This is a genomic window from Enterococcus crotali, assembly GCF_000633635.1.
In the GTDB taxonomy this organism is placed as follows: domain Bacteria; phylum Bacillota; class Bacilli; order Lactobacillales; family Enterococcaceae; genus Enterococcus_L; species Enterococcus_L crotali.
The window spans coordinates 853847-870346 of record NZ_AYPQ01000001.1 but is presented as its reverse complement, the minus strand read 5'-3'; the positions used below and the strand labels follow the sequence as shown (position 1 = coordinate 870346).

At 35.6% G+C, this 16500-nt stretch carries 15 protein-coding genes; 13 read left to right on the top strand and 2 right to left on the bottom strand.

All coding sequences use genetic code 11. The features are described 5' to 3' along the window. Positions 1-159 precede the first annotated feature (159 nt). From V192_RS0104115 to V192_RS0104065, 11 genes are all read left to right on the top strand, one after another. Entirely contained in the window at positions 160-588 is a 429-nt protein-coding gene (locus V192_RS0104115) for a MarR family winged helix-turn-helix transcriptional regulator (protein WP_025869079.1), read from the top strand. 148 nt (positions 589-736) lie between these two features. Then, positions 737-1642: a magnesium transporter CorA family protein gene (locus tag V192_RS0104110; protein ID WP_025869078.1), complete on the top strand. Its 906-nt coding sequence runs from the start codon at positions 737-739 to the stop codon at positions 1640-1642. 188 nt (positions 1643-1830) lie between these two features. Next, positions 1831-3804, top strand: coding sequence for a BglG family transcription antiterminator (locus tag V192_RS0104105; protein WP_025869077.1), 1974 nt, complete (start codon positions 1831-1833; stop codon positions 3802-3804). Positions 3805-3806: 2 nt separating this feature from the next. After that, positions 3807-4262 (top strand): PTS sugar transporter subunit IIA, encoded by a 456-nt coding sequence (locus tag V192_RS0104100; protein WP_025869076.1) that lies wholly within the window; start codon positions 3807-3809, stop codon positions 4260-4262. A gap of 18 nt (positions 4263-4280) precedes the next feature. Continuing rightward, complete coding sequence (locus V192_RS0104095; protein ID WP_025869075.1) at positions 4281-5618, top strand: PTS galactitol transporter subunit IIC; 1338 nt, start codon at positions 4281-4283, stop codon at positions 5616-5618. Between the two features lie 25 nt (positions 5619-5643). Next, positions 5644-5928 (top strand): PTS sugar transporter subunit IIB, encoded by a 285-nt coding sequence (locus tag V192_RS0104090; protein WP_025869074.1) that lies wholly within the window; start codon positions 5644-5646, stop codon positions 5926-5928. Positions 5929-5939: 11 nt separating this feature from the next. After that, positions 5940-6767, top strand: a complete 828-nt coding sequence (locus V192_RS0104085; RefSeq protein ID WP_025869073.1) for a class II fructose-bisphosphate aldolase — start codon at positions 5940-5942, stop codon at positions 6765-6767. A 14-nt stretch (positions 6768-6781) separates the two neighbouring features. Then, positions 6782-7483 (top strand): triose-phosphate isomerase, encoded by a 702-nt coding sequence (locus V192_RS0104080; protein ID WP_025869072.1) that lies wholly within the window; start codon positions 6782-6784, stop codon positions 7481-7483. A 3-nt stretch (positions 7484-7486) separates the two neighbouring features. Then, the gene (locus V192_RS0104075) at positions 7487-8002 is read left to right on the top strand and encodes a YjbQ family protein (RefSeq protein ID WP_025869071.1); all 516 of its coding nucleotides are present in this window, start codon (positions 7487-7489) and stop codon (positions 8000-8002) included. 520 nt (positions 8003-8522) lie between these two features. Continuing rightward, positions 8523-9506: an aldo/keto reductase gene (locus V192_RS0104070; RefSeq protein WP_025869070.1), complete on the top strand. Its 984-nt coding sequence runs from the start codon at positions 8523-8525 to the stop codon at positions 9504-9506. 395 nt (positions 9507-9901) lie between these two features. Then, complete coding sequence (locus V192_RS0104065; RefSeq protein WP_025869069.1) at positions 9902-12145, top strand: ATP-binding cassette domain-containing protein; 2244 nt, start codon at positions 9902-9904, stop codon at positions 12143-12145. An 84-nt stretch (positions 12146-12229) separates the two neighbouring features. On the opposite strand, the gene V192_RS0104060 is transcribed toward V192_RS0104065, so the two are convergent. Next, complete coding sequence (locus V192_RS0104060; RefSeq protein ID WP_025869068.1) at positions 12230-12868, bottom strand: DUF998 domain-containing protein; 639 nt, start codon at positions 12866-12868, stop codon at positions 12230-12232. A 665-nt stretch (positions 12869-13533) separates the two neighbouring features. Here V192_RS0104060 and V192_RS0104055 point away from each other — a divergent pair. Further along, complete coding sequence (locus V192_RS0104055) at positions 13534-14982, top strand: DEAD/DEAH box helicase (RefSeq protein ID WP_025869067.1); 1449 nt, start codon at positions 13534-13536, stop codon at positions 14980-14982. Between the two features lie 66 nt (positions 14983-15048). On the opposite strand, the gene V192_RS0104050 is transcribed toward V192_RS0104055, so the two are convergent. Further along, positions 15049-15885: an oxidoreductase gene (locus tag V192_RS0104050; protein WP_025869066.1), complete on the bottom strand. Its 837-nt coding sequence runs from the start codon at positions 15883-15885 to the stop codon at positions 15049-15051. A gap of 105 nt (positions 15886-15990) precedes the next feature. Between V192_RS0104050 and V192_RS0104045 the strand changes: the two genes are divergently transcribed. Continuing rightward, the gene (locus V192_RS0104045) at positions 15991-16395 is read left to right on the top strand and encodes a MerR family transcriptional regulator (protein WP_051581924.1); all 405 of its coding nucleotides are present in this window, start codon (positions 15991-15993) and stop codon (positions 16393-16395) included. The last annotated feature ends 105 nt before the right edge of the window (positions 16396-16500 follow it).

Below are 16500 nucleotides of genomic sequence, written 5' to 3'. Positions count from 1 at the left end.
GATTGCTTTTGCTCCCGCCATTTATCCGGATTCCATGTGAGTGGGATATGACTCGAAGAGTTATATCTCGCTCACCTTTTTATATATAAATAGATGCTTTTTAAATAGTTGTAAAATAAACTGTTTTAGTTTAAACTATTAAGGAAGAGGTGATGAGAAATGATTTCAAATCGAGACGGTCTAGCAGAAAAAGTTTATTTACTAGCTATGCTACAACAAACATATGTAGGGACGAGATTGAAAACATTACAATTAAATAGTTTACAAGCCCGTAGTCTTAGTTACATTTTTCTTCATCCGGGAACCATTCAACGAGAAATAGCAGATTATTTAGGTAAAAAACAAGCAACAGTCACAAATATTTTAAAAGGCTTAGAAGAACGAAATCTGATTTATCGCAAAATACCTAAAGACAACGAGCGACAGAAAAATATTTTCCTTACTGATGAAGGTAAGCAGTTGGTTGAACAAGTCAATCTAATTTTTGAACAGTTAGATAAGAAAGTTCGTAATGGGTTGACTAAAGAAGAACAAGAACAACTGGAAAGCAACATAATGAAAGCTAGAAAGAACTTTGAAGAGAAATAAGAAGATTTCTTTGCTTGTAAATAACCTTATCAGGTTGCATGTTCTCGTTTTCAAAAAATAAGATAATAAATAAGCCCTGAGACTATAAACTTTTTTCTATCAAGGGGGATTGGAACCCAGTATGTATTTATAATTAGGAGGTTTTCATATGATAATGGAAAAAAAATTTGGTAAGGGTGAAAATATTTGGATCAACATTGATTCCGATCAGATTGCAACTGATTCGGATTTATATAAACAATATGGTATTGATAGTGAGATTATCTCTTATGCACTAGATAAAAATGAGCGGGCCCGTATAGAGTATGATAATGAACTGGATGCTTTTATCTTGATTTACAATGTCCCGCAAAATAAAAAGAATGATAATCACTATGAAGCTGTACCAATGACATTTTTAATTAAAAATAAACAATTATTGACGATAACGAATCATGCAAATGCTTATATTACTCAACATATGGAAAAGTATCTACAAAGTAATCCAGAAATTTCTGTGTTTAAATTCTTATTTTCAAGCTTATTCTTGATTACAGACAAATTTTTCCCTGTGATAGAAGAAATGAATCGAGAGCGAAATCATATTAATGCGATGTTGAAAGAAAAAACAACTAAAAAGAATTTATTAGCGCTATCAGATGTAGAAACAGGCGTTGCTTATTTTATATCTGCGACCAAACAAAATGCGGTTTTATTAAAACAAATCAAAATGAACGCGATTTTCCAATCGTTGGATGAAGTTGAAAAAGAACAGTGGGAAGATACATTGATCGAGGCAAAACAACTAGTTGAAATGGCGCAGTTAACAGCACAAGTTTTACAGCAATTATCTGGTACGTATAATAATATTTTAAATAATAATTTGAATGATACGATGAAAATTTTGACTGTCCTTTCTATTTTATTAACAATTCCAACAATAGTAACTGGCTTTTTTGGGATGAATATGCCTTTACCTTTAGAACATAACCTTTTAGGCTGGGTGATTGCCATTGGTATAAGTATGATCGGTTGGTTTGGTTTATCATTTATCTTACGTCTGATTTTAAAATAATAGAGAGACAAATCGCTAAACAGTATGGGGAAATGATTCCCGATACTGTTTTTTGTTTCTTTCTTAATGCATAAAATAACGAGCATAATAACGAGTTCCACATTAATGTGGAACTAGAAGATGATTTACTATCTATTAAAATATTCGTATACTTCATTTATGGAAAGCGCTTTCCGGAGGTGTGATAAATGGAAAAACGAACAAAACGAGAAAATGAGTTGATTCGTTTACTACTGCAGCAACAAGAATATCAAGCAACCAACTTTTTCAGTAAGAAGCTCTCTGTATCAAATAAGACGACCTATGGAGACTTAAAAAATATTGAGGCTTACCTTAGTGAAAATGACTTAACGATTGATCGAGCGCCAAGAAAAGGAATTTATTTAAGTGGAACCAAGGAAGCAAAAGAACGTTTAAAAGGAATGCTGCAACAAAATCGCATTCTTGTGTTAGAAGAGGAAGCATTTTCGCCTGTTTACCGGCAATTGAGCATGATTTCAGCTATTTTACTTTACGATGAAAAAATAACGTATGACGATTATGCAACGCAATTTTTAGTCAGTAAACAATCGATCAAAAAAGATATGGATGAAGTGCTACATTATTTAAAAAAGACTGAGCTTCTTGAACTTCATGAACGTAAAACGAATGCTTTGGAAAAAGAAACGGTGATTCAAAAAGTCTATAAGAAATATTTAATACGCTACAGCAAAAGATACCATCCATATGCTGAAAAAAGTCAAAAAGATAGTTTGAATTTTCTTTCTGAAATTATCGACCCACAAATCATTAAATTAGTGCACGAGTTTATTGAAAAAATAATGATTCATACCGGAAAAATACTTAATGATTATTTTGTTCACTCTTTAAAAATGTCCCTGATTATTTTTCTAACGAGGCTTAAAGCTGGACATCATGTGGAAAAACAAAATGAGTTTGTTTTTAAGGATTTACAGAAAATGCAGCTTTACATGGTTGCTCTAAACTTCTCAGAAGAAATCAATCAAGAATTAAAGTGCCTTTTTTCCAAAAATGATATCCAATATGTATGTTCATTATTGTTTGCGCACAGTGTTATGCCCGGAGTATCAGATCTACCCACGGATCAAAAAATGAAGGATGTCACGAATGCCTTGATCAATGATATGACACATTTGCTTGATGTACAAGTGGATAAAGATGAGCAGCTATTTCAGTCGTTGATTGCCCATATCATGCCGATGCTCCACAGACTGAAAAATGATATTTATGTGAGAAATCCACTTAAGGATAGTATAAAGAAGCAATACACTACGATGTTCACCTTAACGCAATTTGCGTCTGTGGTTTTTGAAAAATACTACTCACTCTTTTTAAATGAAGATGAAGTATCCTTTTTGACGATTCATTTTCAAGTTGCTTTTGAAAAAATTCAATTGACGAAACATGTGCTGATTGTTTGTGGCAATGGATTAGCAACATCTGAGTTGATTTTTAATCGCATCAAACAAAACTTGCCTGCAAGTGTCGTTGTCGAAATTGGAACAGAAAAACAGCTCTTGGAAAATCCAGTGGATGATATCGACTTGATCATTGCCGCAATTCCACTTGAAATGGAGAAAATTCCAGTTCTTCACGTATCAGCTTTACCCACCGCAGAAGAAGTGGCAATGATTGCAACTTATTTATCCAACATCAGTGAACATGAAAAAACGTTTACGTATTCAAATGAAAATAGCACAATCTCTTTGATCCCATTTATTCAAAAAGAATTAATTTTTTTAGACCAAGACTTTTATCAAAAAGAAGAGGTTTTAGACTATTTAATTCAACAATATCAAGAATTAGGGTTGGTGAATGAAGGATTTAAAGAGTCAATAGCTCAAAGGGAAGAGCTAGGTAATACCAGTATTGTTAGTGGAGTAGCGATTCCACACGGGGCACCAGATACAGTTAAAGCAACGAAGTTATCTTTTATGACGACTAAGCAACCGATTCAGTGGGGAGTCAATCAGGTTCGTCTGATCGTCACCATAGCAATTGCAGAAAAGGATATGGTCATAGCAAAAGACTTAGTTTCAGCTTTATATGACAGAATCGATTCAAAAGAGCGTGTTGAACAGATCATCCAAAGTCAAAGTGTGGAAGAACTGATAGCTTGTTTGAAAAGGAGGGAATGTTGACGATGTATTTTAATAGTGAGATTGCAGAATTTCAGGTAGAAGTTAAAGACAGAAATGAAGCATTTCAACGATTAACAAAAGAATTAAGAGAGAAACAGTTTATTACAGATAGTTTTCTCCAACATATTATTGAAAGAGAAGAACGTTTTCCAACAGGACTTCCAGTTAATAATATTGGCGTTGCAATTCCACATACGGACAGTGAGTATGTAAAAAAATCTCAGATTGCTTTTATGTCATTAAAAGAACCGATCACATTTTTTGAAATGGGAACAGCAGATAAGCCAGTCGATGTTCAGATGATTTTTATGCTGGCTTTGAAAGAACCGCATGAACAATTAGAAATGTTGCAAAAACTGATTGGTATGATTCAACAACCAGAAATAATGGAAAAATTATATCATTGCCAAACAAAATCAGAATTTATTGAAATTATTCATCATGTTGGCTTAGCGTAAAGAAATGGGGGAAAGAATATGTTAGATGCATTACAGTGGTTTGTTGACTTAGGAGCAATCGTCGTTTTACCGATCTTGATATTTGTGTTTGGTATGATTCTTGGAACAAAACCAGCTAAAGCTTTTACTTCTGCTTTGACGGTCGGTGTTGGATTTGTAGGGTTAAATTTGGTGATTGATTTATTAAGTAGCAGTTTAGGACCTGCAGCACAAGCTATGGTAGAACGATTTGGTCTAAATTTGACAACGATCGATGTAGGGTGGCCTGCAGCTGCGGCAATTTCATATGGAACTGTTTTAGGAAGTTTGGCAATTCCGATAGGTGTATTACTAAATGTGGTGTTGATCATTTTAGGGTTAACTAAGACATTGAATGTTGATATTTGGAATTTTTGGCATGGTGCATTTATTGCATCGTTGGTCTATGCCTTGACTGGCAATTTTGCGATTGGAATCGCAGCAACTGTTGTTTATATGATGATGATTTTGTTATTCGGTGATATTTTAGGACCCATCGTGAAAAAATTCTATGGCTTTCCTAATATTACCTTTCCTCATGGGACTGCGGCACCTGGTTTTATCTTTGCGATTCCAATGAATTGGTTGTTTGATCGTATTCCTGGAATCAAAAACTGGAAAGCAGATCCTGAAACGATCCAAAAACGTTTTGGTATTTTCGGTGATTCGACTGTGATGGGTTTTCTAATTGGTTTAGTGATTGGACTTTTTGCAGGATATGATGTTGCTGGAGTTTTACAACTTGCAGTTAAAACAGGTGCTGTGATGGTTTTGATGCCGAAAATGGTTGCTTTATTGATGGAAGGCTTGACACCAATATCAGAAGCGGCAAATGAATTTGTGAAGAAGCGTTTTCCTGGAAGAGAATTATACATTGGGATGGATGCAGCACTATCAGTAGGACATCCAGCAGTGTTGTCATCTTCTCTGTTATTGGTACCAATTACAATTTTATTAGCCGTTATTTTACCAGGAAATACAACCCTACCGTTTGGAGACCTTGCAACGATTCCTTTCTTAGTTTGTTTAATGGCTGCCGTTTTTGCTGGAAACATCGTTCGAACGGTTATCGCAGGTTCAATTTATATGGTAAGTATTCTTTATATCACTTCTTGGGTCGCACCTTTAGTGACGATGTCAGCAAAGGCAGCAAACTTTGACTTACAAGGGAATTCAAGTATTACGGCACTAGCTGAGGGTGGTTTATGGACGACGTGGATGTATGTTGGCTTGACAAAACTATTGAGCTGGGGTGGTTTAGCGATCATAGGTGTAGTTGTACTTTGCGGAATGATCTATGTGAATAAAATTTTACCTAGAAGACAAGGAACTAAATAAATAGAAATGAGAGGAAGGATCGATGATGAAAAAAATGTTGATCATGTGTGGCACAGGTGTAGCTACTTCTACAATCGTCACAAACAAAGTGAAAGAATGGTTGAAAGAAAAGGGGTATGAAAATGATGTGCGTTTATATCAATCAAAAGTCGCAGATGAGATGAACCGAATAGATGATTACGATATTATCGTTAGCACAACTGTCGTACCAGATAAAATAAAGGATAAAATAATTATGGGATTGCCATTATTGACGGGAATGGGAACTGAAGAAATGTATCAAGAAATCGAAGCTAAAATCAAAGAATAGGAGGAATTATTTTGTTAGTTACATCTAAAGAATTATTTGAAAATGCTCAAAAAGATCAATATGCCATTCCTGCTGCTAATTTCTTTGATTTAGATTCAGCACGTTCATATGTAACTGTGGCTGAACGTCTGAATAAGCCATTGATTCTGGCCTTTGCGCAAGCGCATATGGATATGATGTCATTAGAAGAGGCGGCCTTGATTGGAAACTATTTTGCAAGAAAAGCAAATGTACCCGTGGTATTACACTTAGATCATGGACAAGATGAAAAAATCATAAAGCAAGCGATAGATTTAGGTTTTTCATCTGTTATGATCGATGCGTCCCTTGATTCATTTGCAGAAAATGCTCGTCGTTCCAAAGAAATAGCAGATTATGCCCATGAAAGAGAAGTTGTCGTTGAAGCAGAAATCGGTTTTGTGGGCTCTGGTGTGAATTATGAAAATCATGATCATAGCGATTCCATTTATACAAAAGTAATGGATGCAGTGCGTTTTGCTGAAATGACAAATGTAGATTCTTTAGCCGTTTCGATTGGGACAGCTCATGGTTTTTACAAAGGAACACCTAAAATTAGTTTTGAGCGTTTAGCAGAACTTAAAGCAGCTGTACAAACACCGCTCGTCTTACATGGAGGTTCATCTTCAGGTGATGAGAACTTGCATCGATGTGCAACAGAAGGAATAAGTAAAATCAATATATTTACTGATTTTATTACGGCTGCAATGAAAGCAATTGAACGAGAGTCTCCAACAGATTATTTTCAGTTAAAAAAGCTAACCAATCAAGCACTGGAAAATACATTGGAACATTACTATACAGTATTTGCAACTAAATAAAAGAGGTGAGTATGTTGAAAAAAAGAACGGTTCGAGCGCCATTTTTCTGTGTAAACCCCAAAGCATATTTATATGGAGATGCAGCGTTAAATTTAGCAAAAGAGGCAGATGAATTGGCTGGAAAATATGACCTAGATATTTTTTTCACAGTTCAGTATGTAGATGCGTATCGCATTGCTCAAGCAACAAACCATTTGATTATTACGGTGCAACATATGGACGGTTTAACTGTTGGTCCAGGTATGGGGTATATTTTACCAGAAGGGCTTGTGGAAGCAGGCGTACAAGCAACATTTTTGAACCATGCTGAACATCCTATAGGGATCAATCAGTTAGTTACCATTATGAAAAGAGCAGAAGAACAAGGAATTTTAGTTATTGCCTGTGCAGATTCGATTACAGAAGCTCAAGCAATTGCAATGCTCACCCCTGATGTAATGGTTTGTGAGCCGACCGAATTGATCGGTACTGGAAATATTAGTGACACTTCATATATGAGACAAACAAATCAAGCGGTCAAATCTGTTTCACCTAAGACATTTGTACTTCAAGCTGCAGGAATCAGCACTGTTGAGGATGTTCGTCAGGCCTTAGAATCTGGCGCGGATGGAACAGGTGGTACAAGTGGGATCGTCTGCGCAAAAGATCCTCTTCAAACGTTGCGTGATCTGGTGAGAGAAGTTGTTAAAATCAGAACAGAGGTAAAGGAGCAATAAGAGATGAAAACATATACGACGGAGTTAGATTTAACGTCTAATGGACAACGTGTCAGTTATCACAATATCACTGAGGAAGTAAAGCAAGCTGTGAAAGAAAGTGGACTTCAAAATGGTATCTGCATGGTTCAATCACCACATACCACCTGTTCAGTGATTTTTGAGGAGTATGTCCATGATGTGGATTTTAATGGCGACGAATTTCTACAAGTGGATTTAAATCGAATTCTAGATAAGATCATTCCAAGGGAGTTGTCAGAAGAAACAAACTATCGTTATCCAGGCGCTAAACATCTTGAGTTTCTAATGAGCTTGGACGATCCCAATTATCCTTGTGATCCAGGAACAATCTTAAATGGTGATGCCCATATTAGAGCTTCGCTATTTGGTGCTAGCGAAACATTCATTGTCAAAGATGCAAGTATTCAAATTGGTTCGGTTGGTTCTATATATTTTATAGATTTTGATCAAAATCGTAAACGAAGCAGAAAATGCCTGTTAATGATTTTGGGGGAATAAGTTTAACCGAAAAGCCAAGATAGGAAAACATGGATATGTGTATAGATTGAATGTAGCCGAAAGAGACGAATTGTTAGTAATGAGTTCTAAAGAAGAGTACTAACCTGACAATGTTGGTTGAATAGAAAAGATCAGACAAACTTTCTGGAGTTTGTCTGATCTTTTTGGTAAGTCTATCAATTATCGTTACTTTTTTCTTAAATGTTTTACAAAAATTATAATTGTTATTATGGCTAAGAAGGAACCGATGACCTAAGGAATCATGAAGGCTAATTCTTCGTTGATCCTTCTGAGATTCTTCTTTCTAATTTTGTTTAAATTTATGGTACAGTGCTTTTTATCTATCTGTAAATGATTGTGTAGTTTCTTTATTCATATTAATTCAATAAAACTTTCACAGAATCACTACATTTGCTGATTTTTAGCTGATATAGTGCTTGACTTATAGTGTACTCTAACAGATAAAATAAGTTAAATTAGTTCCGTATCAAAACGTGATTCAGAAAGGATGAAATGATTTATGAGACAAAGACAACTTGGCACAAGTGGATTAGAAACGTCAGCAATCGGGTTTGGCTGTATGGGATTAAATTATCATCGAGGTCCTGCAAAAGACAAAAATGAAATGATCGAAGTCGTTCACACCGCAATTGATGCAGGAATCCAAATGTTTGATACCGCAGAAGTATATGGTCCTTACACAAATGAGGAATTAGTCGGAGAAGCAATCGCTGGAAAAAGAAATCAGATACAGCTCGCAACGAAGGGCGGTTTTAAAATTAATGGATTGAAAAATGAACCAGATAGTAGTTCAAAAACAATCATGGCAGCTGTAGAAGGCTCATTAAAGCGATTGAAAACAGATTATATCGATTTATATTATATCCATCGAATTGATCCAAATACTCCGATTGAAGAAGTGGCACTAACAATTCAAAAACTTAAACAAGAAGGGAAAATTTTACACTGGGGTCTTTCAGAGGCAGGACCCCAAACGATACGGAAAGCGCATAGCGTTGAGCCTTTGGCAGCTGTGGAAAGTGAGTATTCAATTTGGTGGCGTGAACCTGAAAAACAAATTTTTCAAGTATTAGAAGAGCTTGGAATTGGCTTGGTTTCATATAGCCCACTTGGCCGAGGATATCTCACAGGTAAGTTGAACCAAAATACTAAGTTTAACGAAAATGACAATCGGGGAGAGCTACCTAGATTTACCCTAGAAGCAATGAAGGCTAATCAAGTCTTACTTGATTTTATGCAAGAACTTGCTCAGGCTAAGAATGTTACAATAGCACAACTTGCGATTGCCTGGATACTTGATCAAAAGCCTTGGATCGTTCCAATACCAGGGACAACTAAAAAAGCACGTATTTTAGAGAATATCCATGCATTAGACATTACGTTTACTTCAGAAGAAAAAGCGATCATTACCAAAGCTCTACAAAGAATTAACATTGTGGGCGATCGATATCCAGATGCAGAGAAAAAACGTACTGGGCGTTAAAAAAAGACATATTTGAGCAAAAGTCTTAAAAAAGAGAAATAAAAAAACTGAATATCAAAAAGACTTTTAGTGTCGCGTGGAGAAACTTCAGATGATACTAAAAGTCTTTTTATAGATGTCGCTTGATTATCTGTTGGGAACAAGTCTTGTGTGAAAAGGGTTTGAACAGACAACTCTAGAAAGTTTAGTTTGATTTGAATCTAAGTGCAATCTTTTTCATAAATGATAATATCCTGAAGTGAATGTTTTTTGTAAACGTATGATCAATAAGAGTAGAACATCGCATTATTCGCAATAGACTATCTATAGTTCTATAATAAATAGTTAAGGGAGAATAGCCGCAGTCATTATTTAAACTATGGAGAAGACTTTATTGATTAAATAGGAGGAACGATATGGAAAATGAATGGATCAAGATAAAAAATGCTACCCAAAATAATTTAAAACATGTGACGACTCAAATTCCTAAACACCGATTAACAGTTGTGACAGGTGTTTCTGGATCAGGTAAATCTTCTTTGATTTTTGATACTTTGGCTGCTGAGTCGCGTAGAGAGTTGAATGATACTTTTCCAAGTTTTTTACAAAAATATTTGCCTAAATACGGTAGACCAACTGTTGAAAATATAGAAAATTTACCTGTTGCAATTGTCATTGAGCAAAAGAAACTGTCAGCAAATTCTCGGTCGACGGTGGGAAGTTATACAGATATTTATACTTTTTTACGGTTACTTTTTTCAAGAGTAGGGAAACCATTTGTTGGTTATTCCGATACTTTTTCTTTCAATCATCCTGACGGCAAATGTCTAGAATGTGATGGTATTGGAACTATAACAACTATCGATATTCATAAGTTAGTCGATTTTAATAAATCACTGAACGAAGGACCAATTGATTTTCCCACTTTTCAGCCTGGCTTTTGGCGCTGGAAACGTTATGCAGATAGTGGTCTATTTGATTTGAATAAAAAGATAAAGGACTATTCAAAAAAAGAACTAGAATCATTTTTATATGCACCACAACAAAAATTGAAAAATCCATCTGAAAAATGGCCGCATACAGCACTATTTGAAGGGCTGATACCTCGAATGAAACGGAGTATTCTTCAATCAGATGAAGGAAAAAGACATCAAAAGCAATTGGATCGTTTTGTGACAGTTGAAACGTGTCCAGAGTGTCATGGCACTCGAGTAAATGAGCGAGTGAGAAGCTGTAAAATTTTTGGGAAAAGTATTGCCGATGCTGTGATGTACTCGCTAGATGAATTAATGTCTTTCATTGAGAAAATCAATGACCCGCTAGCTGTAGATATTAAGCCTGAAATTCAAAAACGATTAGACGCTTTAATTGATATTGGCTTAAGCTATCTAACTTTAGGTAGATCGACCGGTAGTCTTTCTGGTGGGGAGGCACAACGTATTAGAATTTCAAAATATATTAACAGCGCATTAAATGACATGATGTATATTTTAGACGAGCCAAGCGCAGGTTTACATCCTAAAGATGTTGAACGTATCAATAATGCCTTACTTTCTTTAAAGATCAAAGGGAATACTGTGATTTTAGTGGAACATAATCCGCAGCTGATTCGTTCCGCTGACTATATTCTTGATTTGGGACCTGGTGCAGGAGAAGAGGGTGGAAAACTTCAATTTGCTGGCGATTATACTAAGTTTCTTAAAACAAAGACAATAACGAGCACTGCGTTAAAGACGACAACTCCTATAAAAGTAAAACCGCGTAAACCAAAAGATTTTTTTGTTATAAAGAATGCGACTCGCCACAACTTAAAAAACTTTTCCGTAGAAATTCCCTTAGGTATATTAACTGTGATTTGTGGCGTTGCTGGTTCAGGAAAATCTTCGTTAGGCGAGGTTATTCGTCAAACTGCCATTGAGAATAATCAAGAGATTGTAGCCATTTCACAAAAAAGTATTGGGATCAATTTACGCTCTACGCCTTTAACTTATTTGGACATCTTTGGAAAAATTCGTGAACTGTTCGCTAAAGAAAATGGCGTAAGTGCTGCCTTATTTAGCTATAATTCAAAAGGTGCTTGTAAAAGATGTCACGGAAAAGGCGTGATTGTTTCTGATATGGCTTTTATGGAAGATATCGTGACCATTTGTGAAGTTTGTCATGGCACACGTTATGATCCTGAACTATTAAAATACACGTATAAAGGCAAAACAATTGTGGATGTTTTAGCGATGACTGTTAATGAGAGTTGTGAGTTTTTTATTGATCAAGTTTTCAAAAAGGAATTATCAACGTTAATAGAGGTAGGATTGGGCTATCTACGTTTGAACCAATCTTTAACAACACTTTCAGGAGGCGAGCAACAGCGTTTGAAATTAGCAAACCAACTTCATAAGAAAGGCATGATTTATTTGTTGGATGAGCCGACGGATGGCTTACATTTATCAGATATTGGTCAGTTGTTGAAATTGTTTAATCAAATGGTCGATGAAGGTAGTAGTTTGATTCTTTTAGAGCATCATTTAAGTATTATTAAGCAAGCAGATTGGGTTATTGAGATGGGACCAGAGGGGGGGAATAAGGGGGGCGAGTTAATGTTTAGCGGCACTCCACAAGAGTTAGCAACTTCAAGTGACTTGATTACTAAACCATATTTGTAATGTTATGTAGGGTATGTAGGAACTGTGACTGGGAGATAGCTGATAAGGCTATCTCCCAGTCATTTTTGTTCCAGTCTTTTGATTCTATTTTTTCGAATGTACATTTTCAATAGCCACAAAGAAGAATGGCAGATAAAGAAATAATAAATTGGCTCGCTGCCAAAGCCCACGATAAGGAATGTGAAGCGCTCTTACAACGGGGATTTTTGGTGCTGCAAATAGAAACATAAAAAAAGCTGAAATGATAAAAACAATGAAAAGTCCACGAATAGCTAACTGGTTTTCTTCTAAAATATAAAGCCTGATTAAAAGAAAAATCGCAATAAGTAGTGCTACAAAACCAACACCGGATGCATAATCATGGATCACAGCTTCAATATCAATAGTTGCTACGCTAGGCGAGCGGTCAAATAGGCTAGTAACAAGACAGTCACCTACTGCAAAAATGGCTATCATAACGCTAAACCAAACAGCCAATTGTTTGGATGTTTTTTTGAATCGTTCATAAAAACTAGGGATGGTTAAGAGAAGGAGACTACCGTCAACCAGTTGCCATATTTTAAAAAACGTTTTTGTTGGGCTGCCATCTTCACCAAAGTCGCTGATCAACATTGAGAGTGGATCATAATTAGGATAAAAAGCAATCAAGATAAACGGCACAATAAGCTCGCTTAAAATAACCAAAATCATGATAAAAAAACCATATTTCTTTAGAAATCTCATAAAAAAACCTTCTTTATATGTTGTCATCAGTCTATTTCAAATTTAATTTTAGCTTTTTATGTGGCTTTTGGCTAAAATTTTGCTTTCTTTTTGTCTAGAGACTGCGGTCGCGTTTACTTAAAAAGTTTGCAATCTTTTTTTCTGTAGCACTGCCTTTTTTAGGTAGGCTGACATACATTTTGAGATTATTTTTATCAGAAAGGGTATAGCTAGTATGTTCAAACATTCATTCACCAAGCTGGGGATGAATAATGGTTTTAGTCAACTCATGTTCACTAGCAATATCATGTTCGGACCACCACTTGTCTAATGCTGAAATGAGCAAACTCTCTGACTTCAAAGTATATGGTGAGCGATTTCCCTCAAATATGGAGCAAACGATTGATAAATAATCGAATGAAAAATAAAAATTTAGAAAAAGAATTCTTGAAAGCTTGCAGTTCAATGCTTTTTCGTAGATAATAAGCAATTGAGTGATAAGTATAAAAAAGAAGAGGCGCGGGTCTATAACTCTAAGCGTTATAACCAGTTACTTGGAATTCGAATAAACGGTAGAAGCAACTCTTTAGAAATAAGTTTCTATCCTAACCTCGTTCTCTGTTTCTATTTTATCAATTAAATGCTCGTTAAAAAAATAATCGAATAGATAGAAGAATGAGGGAAACATGGATAAAACATATTTTGTTGATGATAGATTAAGTGATGTAATCGTAAAAGCAATATCAGATTTAGGCTATAATACACCTACGGCTGTTCAACAAGCCGTTATTCCAGCCGTATTGGACGGAAAAGATGTTTTGGTTCAGTCACAGACAGGGAGTGGAAAAACCGCTAGTTTTGGCATCCCGCTTTGTGAAAAAGTAGAATGGGCTGAAAACAAACCGCAAGTTCTTGTATTGGAACCCACCCGAGAACTAGCGCAGCAAGTTCAAGAAGATTTGATCAATATTGGTCGCTATAAACGAATTAAAGCAACTGCAGTTTATGGAAAAGCATCGTATATCAAACAAAAATCAGAATTAAAACAAAAAAGTCATATTGTGGTAGGAACACCTGGACGAGTACTAGATCATATAATCAAAGGAAGTCTACCACTTGAAAAAATCAATTGTCTCGTTATTGATGAAGCGGATGAAATGCTGAATATGGGCTTTATCGATCAAGTAAAAGAAATTATCGCAGCTCTGCAAAAAAACAAAAATACCTTGTTATTCTCTGCAACGATGCCAAATGCTATCGAACAAATGAGCCGTTCCTATCTGCATGAACCAACGGTGATAAAAATTGCTGCGACAGAAAAAACAACGCCAAAAATCCAACATGCTTTTTTAGCTGTTACTGAAAAAAGTAAAATGGACGCTTTAGAAGCTGTGACAATTGTTGAAAATCCGGATACTTGCATTATTTTTGGGAATACACAAGAAAAAGTCAACGATACGTACGATTTCTTGGTTGAAGCAGGTTATCCTGTTGGCAAATTGCATGGTGGTATGATGCAAGAAGATCGATTTGACGTAATGGATGCTTTTAGAAAAGGGAAGTTTCGTTATCTTGTAGCGACAGACGTAGCGGCTCGTGGTATTGATATCGAAAATATCACACATGTCATCAATCTAGATGTTCCTTTTGAAAAAGAAAGCTACATCCATCGTGTAGGACGAACAGGTCGGGCTGGAAAAGAAGGATTTGCGCTAACTTTTGTCACACCGAAGGAAGAAACGCTGAAAAAAGAAATCGAACATTTTGCAGAACTGAGCATGACGCACATCACATTACCAAATGCTAAATTAGTTGCGAGAAGCAAAACTGCATTTGAAGCCAAAATCACAACAAAACAAAAACTAAAACATCAAAAAGCAAAACGAGTAAATGAGGAAATCACAAAAGTTTACTTCAATGGTGGTAAGAAAAAGAAATTACGAGCGCTTGACTTTGTAGGAACTATTTCAAAAATTGAAGGAGTTGCTTCAGAGGACATCGGAATTATTACCATTCAAGAGAATGTGACCTATGTTGATATTTTAAATGGAAAAGGCCAACTCGTCATCCAAGCCATGAAAGAACGAACGATCAAAGGTAAGCAATTGAAAGTTCATGTTGCTAGAAAAAAATAATCTAAAAAAGTACGTAACTCAATCGATCTCTGAGTTACGTACTTTTTTATGTTGAATCAATCCTCTTCAATAGTCGGTTGTTAGTGTTAGCTCTTTCCAGGTTTCAATCATTATTTGGGCGGCTTTATTTTTCTCAGTTGCATACGTATAAGCATCGCTTCCTAACAATAACCGCAAGGGTGGTGTCATTGAACTTTCAGTCATTTTGATCATCGCATTCGCTGCCAATGTTGGATTTCCTGGTTGATGACCGCTTAATTGACGAAGACCACGAATATTTTTTCCAGCAGTTTCTTCATAATCAACAATTTTTCTTGTATTTTCTTTGGCGGAACGACCTGCAAAATCAGTGGTAAAATCACCTGGTTCTATTAACGTGACATAAATTCCAAGTGGTTTTACTTCTTGATAAAGTGCTTCTGAGTAGCCTTCTAAAGCGAATTTACTGGCATGATAATACCCAAATCCGGAAAACGCGACAAGACCGCCAACTGAAGAGATATTTAAAATATGCCCTGCTTGTGCATTTCTCATTATTGGTAAGATTTCATTCGTTACGTTCGCCAGGCCAAAAAAATTAACATCAAATAATTTCCAAACCTCCTGTTCATCGGCTTCTTCAATTGAGGAAAAATACCCAATTCCTGCGTTGTTTACAAGCACATCAATCTGACCAAAATAGTCAATCGTACGCTTGACCGCGTGTTCGATTTGTCCTTTGTCGGTAACATCTAAAGGCAAGACTAACACATCAGTCTCGTTTGTTAAATAACGTTCAATATCTTGGGGATTTCGTGCGGTAGCGACCACTCGATAATGGCGCTCAAGCAATGCTAAAGTAAGTGCTTTTCCAAAGCCTGTTGAGGCTCCTGTTATAAACCAAACCTTTTCGTTATTTGTCATTTTTTTCCTCCTAATACTTTTTTCATAGCAACATTTTAAGGCGCTTTATCATGGTACAATCAAACTATAAACCTTGAGAGTAACTCTCAGTCAAATGGAAAGAAGATGAAAAAGCTGTATACAGTCAACGAAGTAGCAAAAAAAATGGACATTTCACCCCATACATTACGGTTTTATGAAAACCAAGGATTATTTCCTCATGTCACTAGAAATGAGTACAATGTACGCCAATTTTCAATTGAAGACTTAGACTGGGTGCAAATCGTTCAAACATTAAGGACAACAGGAATGAGTTTAACTGAGGTAAAACGGTACATAGATTTTTGTGAAGCTGGGAATACAACGATTAATGAACGTTCACAGCTGATTACTAAACAACGAGAAAATGCTGAAAAAGAATTAATAAAATTAAAGAGAAAAATTCGGATTTTAGAAGAAAAGGAACAATATTACGAAGAAATATTTTCACAAGAAGGGATTGATTATAGAAATCCTAAGATAAATCATTAAATGTATTTTTATTGTTACAATACTCTAATTTTTGTTTAAGAAACCAATCAAGAGCAAAAAAATGATGTATAGAAGAGGTAAAATGAAGAAGTCAAAGTAGTAAAA

What these genes read in the sequence shown, in the direction of transcription:
- V192_RS0104115 (WP_025869079.1), top strand. Translation starts at nt 160, where the DNA reads ATGATTTCAAATCGAGACGGTCTAGCAGAAAAAGTTTATTTACTAGCT.
- V192_RS0104110 (WP_025869078.1), top strand. Translation starts at nt 737, where the DNA reads ATGATAATGGAAAAAAAATTTGGTAAGGGTGAAAATATTTGGATCAAC.
- V192_RS0104105 (WP_025869077.1), top strand. Translation starts at nt 1,831, where the DNA reads ATGGAAAAACGAACAAAACGAGAAAATGAGTTGATTCGTTTACTACTG.
- V192_RS0104100 (WP_025869076.1), top strand. Translation starts at nt 3,807, where the DNA reads ATGTATTTTAATAGTGAGATTGCAGAATTTCAGGTAGAAGTTAAAGAC.
- V192_RS0104095 (WP_025869075.1), top strand. Translation starts at nt 4,281, where the DNA reads ATGTTAGATGCATTACAGTGGTTTGTTGACTTAGGAGCAATCGTCGTT.
- V192_RS0104090 (WP_025869074.1), top strand. Translation starts at nt 5,644, where the DNA reads ATGAAAAAAATGTTGATCATGTGTGGCACAGGTGTAGCTACTTCTACA.
- V192_RS0104075 (WP_025869071.1), top strand. Translation starts at nt 7,487, where the DNA reads ATGAAAACATATACGACGGAGTTAGATTTAACGTCTAATGGACAACGT.
- V192_RS0104070 (WP_025869070.1), top strand. Translation starts at nt 8,523, where the DNA reads ATGAGACAAAGACAACTTGGCACAAGTGGATTAGAAACGTCAGCAATC.
- V192_RS0104065 (WP_025869069.1), top strand. Translation starts at nt 9,902, where the DNA reads ATGGAAAATGAATGGATCAAGATAAAAAATGCTACCCAAAATAATTTA.
- V192_RS0104060 (WP_025869068.1), bottom strand. Translation starts at nt 12,868, where the DNA reads ATGAGATTTCTAAAGAAATATGGTTTTTTTATCATGATTTTGGTTATT.
- V192_RS0104055 (WP_025869067.1), top strand. Translation starts at nt 13,534, where the DNA reads ATGGATAAAACATATTTTGTTGATGATAGATTAAGTGATGTAATCGTA.
- V192_RS0104050 (WP_025869066.1), bottom strand. Translation starts at nt 15,885, where the DNA reads ATGACAAATAACGAAAAGGTTTGGTTTATAACAGGAGCCTCAACAGGC.
- V192_RS0104045 (WP_051581924.1), top strand. Translation starts at nt 15,991, where the DNA reads ATGAAAAAGCTGTATACAGTCAACGAAGTAGCAAAAAAAATGGACATT.